Genomic DNA, 12,690 nt, shown 5'->3' with positions numbered 1-12,690 from the left:
AAGCGGGGGAAGGACTTGTCTCGCGCCTTCGGCGCTCACAACCCCGCCAGGTTGTTGAGGTTCACGATCGGCATCAGGATGGCGAGCACCATCAGCAGCACGATACTGCCCATCACCAGCAGCACCCCCGGCTCCACGAGGGAGACGAGCGCCTGGACCAGACTGTCCAGCTCCTGCTCCAGATCCTGGGCGGCGCGTTCCAGGCCGTGACCCAGTTTGCCGGACTGCTCGCCGGCCGCGACGATGGCCAGCAGCAGGGGCGGGAAGACGTCGGCCTCGGCCATGGCGCGGCGCAGGGAGGTGCCCTCGCGCACCCGGGCGGCGACCAGGACGGCGCGCTCGCGGGCGAAACGGTTGGGGGTGACGGCGGCCGAGGCCTGCAGCGCCTCGACCAGGGGCACGTCCGAGCGCACCAGGGTCGCCAGGGAGCCGGCGAACCGGGCCGCGTTCAGATGCTGGACGAAGCTGCGGAACGGCGGGGTCTTCAGCAAAAACTCGGCGAAGCGGCGGCTGTTGGCGGGCACGGCCAGCCAGCGGTTCCAGGCGACGCCGGCGAGCGCCAGGGCGATCACCACATACAGGCCGAACGCCTGGACGAAGGCCGACAGGGCGATCAGGGCCCGGGTCAGAAAGGGCAGTTCGGCCCCGCGCGAGACGAACACCTTCACGATGTCCGGCACCACATAGACCATCATCAGGGTGATCATAAGCAACGACACCACCGCCAGCAGGGCGGGGTAGAGCAGGGCCAGCTGCACCTTGCGGCGGGCCTTTTCCTGATTGCCGACGAACTCGGTCAGGTGGGCCAGGACGGTCGACAGCTTGCCCGACTGTTCGCCCGCCGCGATCGAGGCGCGGTAGAATTCGGGGAAGACCTTGGGGTGGCGGCCCAGGGCCGAGGCGAAGCTGCGACCCTCCAGGATGGCGGCCCGGACGTCGGTCAGGACCACGCCGATCGGCTGGCCCTCGGTCTGCTGGGCGGCGATGCGCAGCGCCTCCTCGATGCGGATGTCCGAGCCGATCAGGGTCGAGAGCTGTCGGGTGACGGCCGACAGGGTCTTGGCGCTGATGCCCCGCTGGAAGATGACGATTCCTTTGGACAGGTCGGTCTTGCGGCGTTCGCCGGCCAGGGCGACGCCGGTGGGCAGCAGGCCCCGGTCGCGGACCAGCTGGCGCGCCCCGACGTCCGAAGCGGCCTCGATCGTGCCCTTGTGGGCCTTGCCCTCGGTATCGACCGCCTGGAAGGCATAAACCGGCATCAGACGTCCTCGCGGACCACGCGGGCGACTTCCTGCACGGAGGTCTCGCCGGCCAGGGCCTTGGCCGCGCCGTCTTCCAGCAGGCCGGGGCCGCGCTGGCGGGCCAGGCGGATCAGGTCGGCCTCGGCGGTGCCGTCGTGGATGGCCTGCTGCATGGCCTGGTCGATCTCGATGACCTCATAGACGCCCAGCCGGCCCTTGTAGCCTTCGCCCCGGCATTCGGGGCAGCCGACGGGGCGGAAGATGCGGGCCCCGATCGGCACCACGCCGCCGGTCATCTCCGAGTCGGCCTGGGTGGCCTCGGCCGGGGTCTTGCAGTGGGGGCAGAGGCGGCGGACCAGACGCTGGGCGATCAGGCCCGACAGCATGGGGGCCAGCAGGTAGCGTTCGACGCCCATGTCGATCAGCCGGGTCACGCTGCCGACCGCCGTATTGGTGTGCAGGGTCGACAGCATCAGGTGGCCGGTCATCGAGGCGCGGACGGCGACCTCGGCCGTCTCGTGGTCGCGGATCTCGCCGACCATGATGACGTCGGGGTCCTGGCGCAGGATGGCGCGCAGGCCGCGGGCGAAGGTCAGGTCGATGCGGGCGTTGACCTGCATCTGGCCGATGCCGTCCAGCGCGTATTCGATCGGGTCCTCGACCGTCATGATGTTGCGGCGGCGGTCGTTGAGGCGCGTCAGGGCCGAATAGAGGGTGGTGGTTTTGCCCGAACCGGTCGGGCCGGTGACCAGGATGACGCCGTGCGGACGGGTGATCATCCGCTCGAAGGTCTCGAGGTCGCGGTCGCTCATGCCCAGCTGGGCCAGGTCGAGCGAGGTCGAGCCCCGGTCGAGCAGGCGGAGCACGACCCGCTCGCCGTGCTGGGACGGGATGGTCGACACGCGGACGTCGACGTCGAGGCCGCCAATGCGCAGGGTGACGCGGCCGTCGTGGGGGACACGCTTCTCGGCGATGTCGAGGCGGGCCATGACCTTGATGCGGCTGACCAGCAGGGGGGCGAGGGCGCGGGCGGGCTCCAGCACCTCGCGCAGCACGCCGTCGATGCGGAAGCGGACGATCAGCCGCTTCTCCTCGGCCTCGATGTGGATGTCGGACGCCCCGTCGCGGATGGCCTGGAGCAACAGGGCGTTGATCAGGCGGACGACGGGGGCGTCGTCGCGGCTGTCCAGCAGGTCGTCGACGGCGGCGGCGTCCTCGGCCAGGGCGGCGAGATCGTCCTCGGAGGCGGCATAGTCGGCGGCGGGGGCGGCCTCGCTGCCGGTCTGTTCACGCAGGACGGCGTCGAACCGGTCGTCATCGACGGCCTCGAAGGCGATGTCGGATCCATTGACGCGGCGGACCTCCAGCAGGGTCTCCAGCGTGGCGCTGCGGCGGTGCAGACAGACGGGGCGGTCGCCGCCGCGCAGGATCATGGCCCCGCGACGCCGGGCGAAGCCGTAGGCGAGGGTGGCGGGGGCGGCGGTGATGTCTTCGGCGAGGCTCATGGCTGGACCCGCACAGATACGTTGACGGCGCCGGCCTGGCTGCCCCGGTCGATGCGAACGGACGACAGGGTGGCCCCGGAGGCTTCCAGGCCGGCCAGCCAGGGGACGACGCTGTCGTAGCGGGCTTCGGTCAAGGTCACGGTGGCGGCGTCGCCGTCGGGGGTGACGCTGGCCGGGATGATGCCGAAGGTGGCGGCCTGGGCCGGGATGGCGGTTTCCAGCGGACCCGACAGCGCGGCGGTGGTAGCGCCGATCGGACCGGCGGTGCGGACGCGCACCATGACCGTCTCATAGGCGGCGATGCGGCTGATGGCAGTGGCGCGGGCGTCCAGCAGGGGCCTCAGGACTAAGACCCACAGCAGGGCGACCGTCAGGAATCCGCCGAGCGCCGCCAGCAGGACCTGCTCGCGACGAGACCGGCCGGCGTACCAGGCGGTGGCGCTGTCGAGGGCCGGCGAGGCGCGGGTCAGCAGGAGAGGGGCCTTCATTCGGCGGCTCCCGCGGCGACGGTCAGGGTGGCGTTGAGACCGTTCGTGGCCGTGGCCGCCGCGACCCCGGCCGGCGCGCCGCGCGCGGTCAGGCCCGAGGCGTTCAGGGCCTGGACCGCCCGGTCCAGGGTGGCAGCATCGGAGACGACCACGCCGAGGTCGAGGCTGCCGGGGGTGTAGGCGGCGCTGTTGAAGGCCACGGCTCCGGCACCGGGCAGGGCCACGGACGTCTGGGCCAGCAGCCGGGTGAAGGGACGGACGCCGGAGCCCGCGCTCGGCACGATCCGGTCGGCGGCGGCGACGATGTCCTCGTTCGGCGTGGTGGCGGGGGCGACGGCTTGCAGCACGGCCCGCGCCTCGACCTCCTTCCTGTCCGCCATGCGATGCAGCAGAAGGGTGTCGAGGCCGAGCAGGGCGATGTGGGCGACGACCCCGATCCCGGCGACCCAGGCCAGGGTGCGCAGGGCCGAGGCGGCCGTCGCGCGGGTGGCGGCATAGGGGCCCTGGCGCAGGTCGAGCGGCGGCAGCACTACGGCGGGCTCGCCCATGTTGCCCAGCCGGGCGGTCTCGGCCTCGACGGCCTCGGCGAAGGTATCGGGCAGGGCTTCGCCCAGGACGGTCAGACGGGGGCGTCCGGCGGCGATCCAGGCTCCGTCGAGGGCGGAGAGCGGCAGGGCGAAGCCGGCGCCGTTGTCGGTGCGGACCAGGGCGCGATCCCCCTCGGCCTGCACGACCCAGACGCCCTCCGACGGCATCGCCAGGGCCAGGGCGTCGGGCATCAGGACGGCGGGCTCCAGGTCCGCCTCGGTCAGCAGGGCGATCCAGGCCTGCATGCGCGCATGGCGCACGACTCCGGCCACGTGGCGGCGCGGCGCGACCTCGGTGCCCAGGGCGAAATGCAGGGTCGCCAGAGGCTCGGCGACGGCGTCCTCCAGGGCGAAGGGCAGGGCGGCGAGGCGCTGGGCGCGCGAGGGGAAGGGCAGGTCGACGGCCAGGGTCAGGACGTCCTCGGACGGGACCAGAACCGTGGTCGGACCCGAATATGATCGGTCCACTGCCAAGATTCTGTCATCGACGATGCGCCATAAGCCACGGCTCGGAAGGTTCGAACGGACGGGGCGACCGAGCATCGGGGGGACTCTAGAGAATGGCGTGGCCGCAAGGAGCACCCCGGTCTATAGCAGCCAAAATCCGCCTGTCGCCACTGCCTGTATCGGTGAGAAAAAGTGTCATGATTTCTTTGTCCAAGCGTCACATTGCCGTTCGAGGCGTCGTCTCGCGTCGGTCCGGACTGACGCTGGTCGAGATGATCGTGGTGCTGGCCATCATCGCCGTGGTGGCCGTGCTGATCGTGCCCAACGTCATCGGCCGGCCGGACGAGGCGCGGGTGACGGTGGCCAAGACCGACCTGAAGACCATCGCCACGGCGCTGCGGGTCTATCGGCTCGACAACGGCGACTATCCGACGACGGAACAGGGCCTGGAGGCCCTGGTGACGCGGCCGACCGCGCCGCCCGAGCCGCGATCCTATTCGGCCGACGGCTATCTGCCCGAGGTGCCGACCGATCCCTGGGGCAAGGCCTATGTCTATCGCAGCCCCGGCACCGGCACGCCCTATGACCTGCTGTCCTTTGGCAAGGACGGCGAGGAAGGCGGCGAAGCGCTGGACGCCGACCTGAGCGACAAGAGCCGCTGATGCGCCGTGTCGGGGGACACATCGTCGGAAGACGCAGGCCGCACCGATCGGGGATGACCCTGGTCGAGATCATCGTCGTGCTGGCGATCGTGGGGGTCATGGCGGGCGTCGTCACCCTGGGGGTCGGCATCGGCGACCGGGGCCTGGGGGTCGAGAGCGAGGCCAACCGGCTGGCCGACCGGCTGCGGCTGGGGTCCGACGAGGTGCTGACCACCCGCCGTCCCCTGTCCCTGGCCTTCGACGCCGAGGGCTATGGTTTCGTGCGCGGCGACACCCAGGCCGGCGGCGTGGTCGAGGCCCTGGCCGAACGTCACCGGCTGCCGGACGGCGTCCGGATGACGGGTCTGGGCGTAGCTTCACCCGTGACGATCGATCCCGATGGAGCCCAGCCGGTGGCGGCCTTCGGCCTGGCCAAGGGCGACCGGCGCTGGCGCGTGGATTTCGACGGTCTGAACGCCGTGGCGGTCCCGGTCGCGGAGGCGGGCGCATGAGACACTCCCTTCGGATCCGGCCCGGCTACTCCCTGATGGAGGCGCTGGTGGCGCTGTTCATCCTGGCGATCGCGACCGTGGGCCTGACCCGCGCGACCCAGACCCACGTCGACGGCGTGCGCGGTCTGGAGCAGCGGGTGGTGGCGCAGTGGGTGGCTGAAAACCGATTGGTGGAACTGAATCTGGAAGGCGCGGCGACCTCGCCGGACATGGCGACGGTGCGGATGATGGCGCGCGACTGGGACGTGCGCGTGGCGCGCCGGGCGACGGACGATCCCGACCTGGTGGCCGTGGACGTGGCCGTCGGACCCGCCGGCGCGACGCAGGAGACGGTCCGGCTGTCGGGCTTCGTCGATCGCCTGTCGGGGCTGGCGTCGTGAGCCCGGATCGTCGCGACGAGATCGCGCTGCGGGTCGTCAGCGTCGCGGTCGTGGGGTCGCTGGCCCTGGTCCTGGCGGGCCTGACCTGGCGGCTGACCGGCTGGGACGACGGACGTTCGGAAGTGGCGGTGGCCGAGAGTCTGCCGCCGCTGGGGGCCCAGGCCGGCGGTCCCGATACGGAGGTGGCGCGCATCGTCGGCCTGGCCCCGTTCGGCGGGGGTGCCACCCAGGTCGGCGGCCTGCCCGCCTCCAGCCTCGGCCTGATCCTGAAGGGCGTGCTGATGGCCTTCCCGCCCAGCGCCTCGACGGCCCTGATCTCGCTGGGCGAGGGTCCGGCCACCATCTATGGCGTGGGCCAGTCGCCGACCGCCAATGCCGTGATCGAGGCGATCGGCATCGATCATGTGATCCTGAAGGTCGGCGAGGCCCGCGAGCGGCTAGACTTCCCCACGGCGATCGTCACCGCGCCGCCGGAGGGGTCCGCCGCGCCGGGGGCGGGGATCACCGTCGCGCCCGTCGCCACGCCTCTGTCGCCCCAGGCCCAGGCTGCTCTGGCGAGCGCCTCGCCCGTCTCGAGCGCCGCCGCCGCCAGCGCGGCCCAGCCGCCCGCGCCCGCGCCGTCCGGACCCGCGCCGAACGTCGGCCAGACGGCCGCGGCCATGGGCGCCACCGCCAGCGCCCAGGGCTATCGCATCGGGGCCAACCCCTCGGCCGAGCTGCGCCGCTTCGGCCTGCAGCCCGGCGACGTGATCGAGACCCTGAACGGCGAGGCCGTCGGCAACGGCGCCAGCGACCAGCAGCTGATCGAACGCGCCCGCGCGGCCGGTCAGGCCAGCGTCGTCGTGGTCCGCGGTGGTCGTCGCCTGACCCTCAACTTTCCCCTTCGCTAGGAGCCCGGCGTGACCAAGATCCTCCGCCTGTCCACCACCAGTCTCCTGGCCCTGACGCTCGTGGCCGGACCCGTCGCGCCGGTCAGCCTGGCTCAGACCGTCGCGCCGGCCCCCGTCGCCACCCAGGACGTCGTCATCAACATGCGCGGGGCCGACATCAAGGATGTCGCCGAACAGGTGTCGCGCATCACCGGTCGGACCCTGGTGCTGGACCCCCAGGTCCAGGGCCAGGTCAATGTCGTCTCGGCCGAGCCGCTGAGCCGCAACGGGGTGTGGGAGCTGTTCCTGTCGGTGCTGCGGACCTCGGGCTTCGCCGCCGTGCGCAGCGGCAACGTCTGGCGCATCGTGCCCCAGGCCACGGTGGTCCAGAGCGGGGCGTCCGAGACCGGGGCGGCGGTATCGAACCAGCAGATCATCACCCGGCTGGTCCGGCTGCGGAACCTGCCCAGCGACCAGGCCGTGCGGGCCCTGCGGCCGCTGGTGTCCTCGTTCGGGGCGATCGAGGCGATCACCGAGCCCAACGGCGTGGTGGTCACCGACTACGCCGAGAACATCCGGCGGGTGCAGCAGCTGGCCTCGACGCTGGACAGCGGCGGGGGCTCCAGCTTCGACAGCATCGCCCTGCGCTATGCCGATGCGACCGAGGTGGCCGCCTCGGTCGGGGCTCTGCTCGGCTCCGACGCCGGTGGTCCGCGGGTGACGGCCGACGCCAGGTCCAATGTGCTGCTGATCCGCGGCGACGCCGCCGACCTGGCCCAGGCCCGGTCGATCGTCCAGGCGCTGGACACGCCGGGCGGTGCGACGCCGGTCACGCGGGTGGTCCGGCTGCAGAACTCCGACGCCGAATCGATCACTGAAATCGTTCGCGGCCTGCTGGGCGGCGAGCCGTCTGCGACCAATCCCGTGGCCCGCTCGCTGCGCCAGGAGACCGGCCTGGCCAGTCTCAGCGCCAACAACCGCGACGTGGCGGCCCAGGCGGCCAGCGCCATCTCCTCGTCGGGGGAGGGCGGATCGACGCCTCTGCCGTCTTCGGGATCCAGCGCGCGGCCGGCCAGCTTCACCCTGGAAGGGGTGACGGTCCAGGCCTCGCCGGAGCTGAACGCGGTCGTCATGCGCGGTCCGCCGGCGACGGTGGACATGCTGCAGGAGCTGATCAGCCAGCTGGACCTGCGCCGCGCCCAGGTGAAGATCGAGGTCGCCATCGTCGAGATCACCGGCGAACTGGGAGAGCAGATCGGCGTGCAGTTGGGCCTGGGCGGGGCCGTGCCTGCGGACGGCGTCATCGGCGGGACCAGTTTCTCGAACGGCGGCACGGACCTGGGCACCGTCCTGACCACCCTCGGCTATCCGGCGGGGCGGCTGCTGGGGCAGGGGCTGTCGCTGGCGGCGGGGTCGGAAGGCGATTTCGGCCTGCTGCTGCGGGCGTTGGGCACCAACAGCGCGGCCAACCTGCTGTCGTCGCCGAGCATCACCGTGCTGGACAACAATCCGGCCGAGATCGTGGTCGGTCAGAACGTGCCGTTTCGGACCGGCAGTTTCGCCACCGACGGCAACTCCACCAACCCCTTCACCACCATCAGCCGGGAGGACGTCGGCCTGACGCTGCGGGTCATCCCCCGCGTGCACGACGGCGACGTGGTCAAGCTGGAGGTCAGCCAGGAGGTGTCGTCCCTGGTGACCACCAATGTGACCGGGGCGGCGGATCTGATCACCAACCGGCGCAGCATCCAGACCTCGGTCCTGGCTGACAACGGCGAGACCATCGTCCTGGGGGGACTGGTCACCGACGATCGCCAGTCGAACAACAGCCGGGTCCCGGGCCTGAGCAGCCTGCCGCTGGTGGGGGCCGCCTTCCGCTCGCGTCAGGACAGCCAGACGCGGCGCACCCTGTTCATCTTCCTGAAGCCGACCATCCTGCGCACCAGCGCCGACGTCGCCGCCTCGGCCCAGGAAAGCTTCGACCGGCTGCGGGCCAACGAGCCCGTCCGCAACGATCCGACCCAGCCGCCGCCGCTCTCGCGCGACCCGCGCCTCCCCTATGCGGTCGACGAGGTTTTCTAGACGCGCGGGCGGTTTTCGAACCTGGGGATGATCAGGTCGGGATCGCCCTCGGGCATCTCGATGCGCGGAGCCGGCGGGCGCTGGTCGGTCAGGCGCAGGGCCGGGGTCGGGGCCGACAGCCGCGCCTGGGCCTCGGCGCGGCGATAGACGGTCTGGCCGCCGAACAGGGCCGCGCCGCCGGCGAGCGCACCGGCGAAGAAGACGAGCAGGGCCCCCAGGGCCCCATTCCACCAGCGGGCCTGGCCATAGACGGCTGTCGGGGTCGGCTCGGCGACCGGCCGGACGGGGCCGGCCGGCAGAGCGGGGGTCGGCAGGGTCATCAGGACGCCGCCCCGGGCCAGCACCATCGGCACATTGGCGCGGGGGATCAGGGCATAGGCTCCCGGACCGGTCCGCATCAGGGCGATGTCCTGGTCCAGCAGGGCGCTGCCGAAATCCTGCAGCAGGGCCTGGCCGGAATAGAGTCCATTGGCCGAGAAGGTGACCAGGCCCTCGGCGGCGGGGTCGATCTCGAGCTCATAGCCGAGCGCCGAGCCGACCACGTCCTGGGCCGCCTCGGCCACGGGGGTCTCGGTGAAGCTGAACACATAGAACTGGACCGGCTCGGCCGCAGCCGGAACCGAGGACGGCGCGGCCGGGGTCGCGGAGGCGTCGGAGGCCGGGCCCATCGTCAGGCCCAGGGTCAGGCCGAGTCCTACGGCAGCGAGCGTGCGTCTCAACATGGCGATCTCGATAGCATGGTCTTCTCCTGACCGGCGATTGAGACAGGACGATGAAGGGGCGCTGCGCGATCTCTTCGGATCGGGTACAGCTATGCCGCAAGAGCGGCCGCGGCCGCGGTGGAGAGACGCGAGCGTGGTCCAGGTTCCCGGTGCTGCCCGACGCGCCGCCGCCTTCCGGCGGATGCGCGATGCCCGTTCCAGCGAGGTGGCGGAGGATTATGTCGAACTGGTCGGCGATTTGATCGTCGAGCATGGCTCAGCGCGTCTGACCGATCTGGCCGACTGCCTGGGCGTGGCCCCGGCGACGGCGGCCAAGGCGCTGCAGCGGCTGCAGCGCGACGGGCTGGTCGAGACCCGGCCCTATCGCGCCATCACCCTGACCGAGGCGGGCGAAGCCATGGCCGCGGCCTCGCGTGAGCGCCACCGGATCGTTCACGAGTTCCTCACGGCCCTGGGCGTCAGCGGCGAGACGGCCGAGGCCGACGCCGAGGGCATCGAACATCACGTCAGCCCCGAGACCCTGAGCCTGTTCGAGAAGATGACCGAGCGGCTGCGCCAGGACGGCTGATTCGTTCAGCCCGGGGCGCGCTGCCGCCAGCAGCCGCCGGAGACCGTCCGGATCGGCCGGGCCACGCGGAAGGCCGCATAGTCGACCCGGGCCTGCGGGTTCGGCTCGGTCGCGTTGCGCACGATGGGCGGCAGGGCCTCGACCTCGGCGAAACAGGTCCGCAGCGCCTCGGCCGTGATCCGGCGCGGCAGGTCGACGACCAGCCCCGGCCGGGCGAAGTCCGATGCCGCCATGGGGGGCAGATGGTCGTAGCGGGCGCGGTCGTTCAGCTGGACGATCGGCGCGGTCAGACCCGGCTCGGCCGCCAGCTGGGCGGCGAGCCCATAGCTGGCCGTGCCGACCCAGGCCGCCGGCGGCCGGCCGGCCGGGGTCTCGACCATGCGGGTCTGGACCGCGGCGGCGAAGGCGGGCCAGCCCCGCAGAGGCCGCATCGCCTTGCCCGACACGGCGTCGAGCGCCGGCACGGCCGCGAGGATCAGGGCGAGGGCGCACAGGCCGAAGCCCAGGACGGGCACGGCCCGTCGCCAGATCGACCCGGGTCGAAGCCGTTCGGCGGCGAGGGCGGCCAGGCCGACCAGGGCCGGATAGACGGGCACGGGCCAGTGGGCCTGGACCCGGTCATGCAGACTGTGCAGGACCAGATAGGCCAGGAAGGGCAGGCTGCTGAGCACCAGAACGGCGGCCGGCGTCTTCAGCACCGCCAGCCGGCCTCTGAACACCGCGATCCCGGCAAGCACGGCGATGATCGGGTTCAGCAGTGCGAACTGCCCCGCCAGCAGATCGCCGAGGTATTCGGGATCGAAGGTCTTGGGCTCGACCCGGCCGAACTGTTTGATCACCGAGACCCAGCCGTGTTCGGCGTTCCACAGGATGTGCGGGGCGACGATCGCCAGAGCCAGGACCGCCGCCAGCCACGGGCCGGGGGTCAGCAGCGGGCGCCGGTTTTCGGCCGTGGCGCACAGCCACAGCAGGATCCCGGGGGCCAGGAACAGGGCCGAATATTTCGACAGCACCGCCAGGCCGGCGGTCAGGCCGGCGACGACCCACCAGGCCGCCGTCCGACCGGGAGTCGCGGTGCGTCCGGGGGCGACCGCCCGGCTGACGGCCCACAGGCTGAGGGTCCAGAACAGGGCGGCCGGGGCATCCGGCACGGCCAGCATGGCGCCGGTTCCGATCAGCAGGGTCGCGTTCAGCCACAGCCCCGCGCGGAGCGCCGGCCGGTCGCCAGCGCCCAGACTCCGCAGGGTGTCGATCAGCAGGACGGCGATGGCCGCATTGGCCAGGACCGGCAGCAGCCGCGCGCCCAGGGCCGTGTCGCCCAGCAGCCCGCGCCCCAGCGCGATCCACCAGGCGATCATCGGTGGATGATCGAAATAGCCCCACTGCAACCGCATCGACCACAGCCGGTAGTAGGCCTCGTCCTCGGTCAGGGGGATCGTGGCCGCGAAGACCAGACGCACGCACAAGACGCCGACGATCGCCGCCGCGACCGCGCGGGGGGTCAGCTCAAGGCCGAAACGCCCGGTCGTCGCCATGTCAGCGCCAGACGGCGAGGGAGGAGGCGACATAGTTCCACAGGGCCCCGACCGCGGCCCCGGCGATGCCGGCCAGCCACCAGACCTCGCCGTGCTCGCTGACCAGGCTGGCGACCGTGACATTGGCGGCCAGGCCCAGGCTGCAGACGACGCAGAACCGGACGTAGCCGGTCAGAAGGGCGACCCCGCTCTTGCGCCGGTCGCGGTAGGTCAGGCTGTTGTTCAGCAGGTAGTTGGTGGTCATGGCGGTGGCGGCGGCGATGAATTGGGCCTGGGTGAAGCCCAGGAACAGCAGAGCCCGCAGCACCCCCAGATGCACGATGACGCCGCTGGCACCGACAGCCAGGAAGATCACCATCCGCGGCGCGATCAGGTCGCGGCTGAGCTTGGCCACCACAAGGCTGAGGTAGTCGAGCACGACGCGGCGATCCATCTTGCTCTGGCCCCCGCCGCGGTCGCCGAATTCATAGCCCATTTCAATGATCCGCAGGGGTTGAGGGGAGGAGGCGATGATGTCGAACAGCACCTTGAAGCCTTCGGGTGACAAACGCTCGGCGACGGCCTCCACCCGCGCGCGACGGATCAGGAAATAGCCGCTCATCGGGTCGTTGACCCGGGTCCGTAGCACGACGCGCCCCAGCAGGGTCGCCAGCCGGCTGCCCGCCAGACGGTAGGCGCTGAGGCCGCGGACCTTCGTCTCGGCGTCGAGAAACCGGCTGGCGATCACCAGGTCGGCGTCCTCGGCCTGGGCCCGGGCCAGCATCCGGGGCAGCAGGGTCTCGTCGTGCTGCAGGTCGCCGTCGATCACGGCGACATAGTCGGTCGCGCTGGCCAGCACCCCCTCGATCACCGCCCCGGACAGGCCGCGCCGCCCGATCCGCTGCAGGCACTGGATGTTGGGATTGCGCACCGCATGTTTGCGCGCCAGCCGGGCCGTGCCGTCCTTCGAATTGTCGTCGACGAAGACCACGCGCCACGACAGACCAGCCAGGGCCAGGGTCAGTTTCTTCAGCAGGGCGGTGACGTTGCCGCGCTCATTATAGGTGGGGACGACGACGGTCAGGCGCGCCGGGCCGGCCGATGCGGCATCGGGAATCGATGGTTGCACGCCCA

The 12,690-nt window shown here is 71.6% G+C and carries 13 protein-coding genes; 6 read left to right on the top strand and 7 right to left on the bottom strand.

From position 1 onward, the window contains the following. Positions 1–35: 35 nt before the first annotated feature. The 4 genes from BZG35_RS11875 to gspL are packed head-to-tail and all read right to left on the bottom strand — an operon-like array spanning position 36 to position 4,289. Positions 36–1,259, bottom strand: a complete 1,224-nt coding sequence (locus BZG35_RS11875) for a type II secretion system F family protein (protein ID WP_077355842.1) — start codon at positions 1,257–1,259, stop codon at positions 36–38. Beyond that, the gene (gspE, locus tag BZG35_RS11870) at positions 1,259–2,746 is read right to left on the bottom strand and encodes a type II secretion system ATPase GspE (protein WP_077355841.1); all 1,488 of its coding nucleotides are present in this window, start codon (positions 2,744–2,746) and stop codon (positions 1,259–1,261) included. Before gspE ends, BZG35_RS11875 begins: the two co-directional genes overlap by 1 nt. Next, positions 2,743–3,234, bottom strand: a complete 492-nt coding sequence (gene gspM, locus BZG35_RS11865; RefSeq protein ID WP_077355840.1) for a type II secretion system protein GspM — start codon at positions 3,232–3,234, stop codon at positions 2,743–2,745. Before gspM ends, gspE begins: the two co-directional genes overlap by 4 nt. Further along, positions 3,231–4,289, bottom strand: coding sequence for a type II secretion system protein GspL (gene gspL, locus BZG35_RS11860; RefSeq protein ID WP_171981946.1), 1,059 nt, complete (start codon positions 4,287–4,289; stop codon positions 3,231–3,233). The genes gspM and gspL overlap by 4 nt, the downstream gene beginning before the upstream one ends. A 176-nt stretch (positions 4,290–4,465) precedes the next feature. Here gspL and gspG point away from each other — a divergent pair, with 176 nt between their 5' ends. Genes gspG through gspD form a run of 5 tightly spaced genes read left to right on the top strand, consistent with a single transcriptional unit; the run spans position 4,466 to position 8,752 of the window. Further along, positions 4,466–4,930, top strand: coding sequence for a type II secretion system major pseudopilin GspG (gspG, locus tag BZG35_RS11855; RefSeq protein ID WP_077355838.1), 465 nt, complete (start codon positions 4,466–4,468; stop codon positions 4,928–4,930). Continuing rightward, positions 4,930–5,421, top strand: a complete 492-nt coding sequence (locus tag BZG35_RS11850; RefSeq protein WP_077355837.1) for a prepilin-type N-terminal cleavage/methylation domain-containing protein — start codon at positions 4,930–4,932, stop codon at positions 5,419–5,421. Before gspG ends, BZG35_RS11850 begins: the two co-directional genes overlap by 1 nt. After that, positions 5,418–5,801, top strand: a complete 384-nt coding sequence (gene gspI, locus BZG35_RS11845) for a type II secretion system minor pseudopilin GspI (protein ID WP_077355836.1) — start codon at positions 5,418–5,420, stop codon at positions 5,799–5,801. The genes BZG35_RS11850 and gspI overlap by 4 nt, the downstream gene beginning before the upstream one ends. After that, entirely contained in the window at positions 5,798–6,691 is an 894-nt protein-coding gene (locus BZG35_RS11840) for a type II secretion system protein N (RefSeq protein ID WP_077355835.1), read from the top strand. Before gspI ends, BZG35_RS11840 begins: the two co-directional genes overlap by 4 nt. A gap of 9 nt (positions 6,692–6,700) precedes the next feature. Further along, on the top strand, positions 6,701–8,752 hold the full coding sequence (gene gspD / locus BZG35_RS11835) for a type II secretion system secretin GspD (protein WP_077355834.1): 2,052 nt from the start codon (positions 6,701–6,703) through the stop codon (positions 8,750–8,752). Here the strand turns inward: gspD and BZG35_RS11830 are convergent. Further along, positions 8,749–9,474, bottom strand: coding sequence for a hypothetical protein (locus BZG35_RS11830; RefSeq protein ID WP_077355833.1), 726 nt, complete (start codon positions 9,472–9,474; stop codon positions 8,749–8,751). The genes gspD and BZG35_RS11830 overlap by 4 nt on opposite strands. 133 nt (positions 9,475–9,607) lie before the next feature. Here BZG35_RS11830 and mntR point away from each other — a divergent pair, with 133 nt between their 5' ends. Continuing rightward, positions 9,608–10,042, top strand: coding sequence for a manganese-binding transcriptional regulator MntR (mntR, locus tag BZG35_RS11825; RefSeq protein ID WP_216351849.1), 435 nt, complete (start codon positions 9,608–9,610; stop codon positions 10,040–10,042). Between the two features lie 5 nt (positions 10,043–10,047). On the opposite strand, the gene BZG35_RS11820 is transcribed toward mntR, so the two are convergent. Both BZG35_RS11820 and BZG35_RS11815 read right to left on the bottom strand, forming a co-directional pair. Then, the gene (locus BZG35_RS11820; protein WP_171981945.1) at positions 10,048–11,577 is read right to left on the bottom strand and encodes a glycosyltransferase family 39 protein; all 1,530 of its coding nucleotides are present in this window, start codon (positions 11,575–11,577) and stop codon (positions 10,048–10,050) included. 1 nt (position 11,578) lies between these two features. Then, a complete protein-coding gene (locus BZG35_RS11815) occupies positions 11,579–12,685 on the bottom strand; it encodes a glycosyltransferase family 2 protein (RefSeq protein WP_150126017.1) in 1,107 nt (368 codons plus the stop codon). Positions 12,686–12,690 lie beyond the last annotated feature (5 nt).

The sequence above is a fragment of the Brevundimonas sp. LM2 genome (assembly GCF_002002865.1).
GTDB lineage: Bacteria > Pseudomonadota > Alphaproteobacteria > Caulobacterales > Caulobacteraceae > Brevundimonas.
The sequence above is the reverse complement of the archived record's forward strand: the minus strand, read 5'-3'. Positions and strand labels throughout refer to the sequence as shown.

Excerpts from the sequence above, each read along its gene's own strand:
- BZG35_RS11875 (WP_077355842.1), bottom strand. The coding sequence starts at position 1,259 with ATGCCGGTTTATGCCTTCCAGGCGGTCGATACCGAGGGCAAGGCCCAC.
- gspE (WP_077355841.1), bottom strand. The coding sequence starts at position 2,746 with ATGAGCCTCGCCGAAGACATCACCGCCGCCCCCGCCACCCTCGCCTAC.
- gspM (WP_077355840.1), bottom strand. The coding sequence starts at position 3,234 with ATGAAGGCCCCTCTCCTGCTGACCCGCGCCTCGCCGGCCCTCGACAGC.
- gspG (WP_077355838.1), top strand. The coding sequence starts at position 4,466 with ATGATTTCTTTGTCCAAGCGTCACATTGCCGTTCGAGGCGTCGTCTCG.
- BZG35_RS11850 (WP_077355837.1), top strand. The coding sequence starts at position 4,930 with ATGCGCCGTGTCGGGGGACACATCGTCGGAAGACGCAGGCCGCACCGA.
- gspI (WP_077355836.1), top strand. The coding sequence starts at position 5,418 with ATGAGACACTCCCTTCGGATCCGGCCCGGCTACTCCCTGATGGAGGCG.
- BZG35_RS11830 (WP_077355833.1), bottom strand. The coding sequence starts at position 9,474 with ATGTTGAGACGCACGCTCGCTGCCGTAGGACTCGGCCTGACCCTGGGC.
- BZG35_RS11820 (WP_171981945.1), bottom strand. The coding sequence starts at position 11,577 with ATGGCGACGACCGGGCGTTTCGGCCTTGAGCTGACCCCCCGCGCGGTC.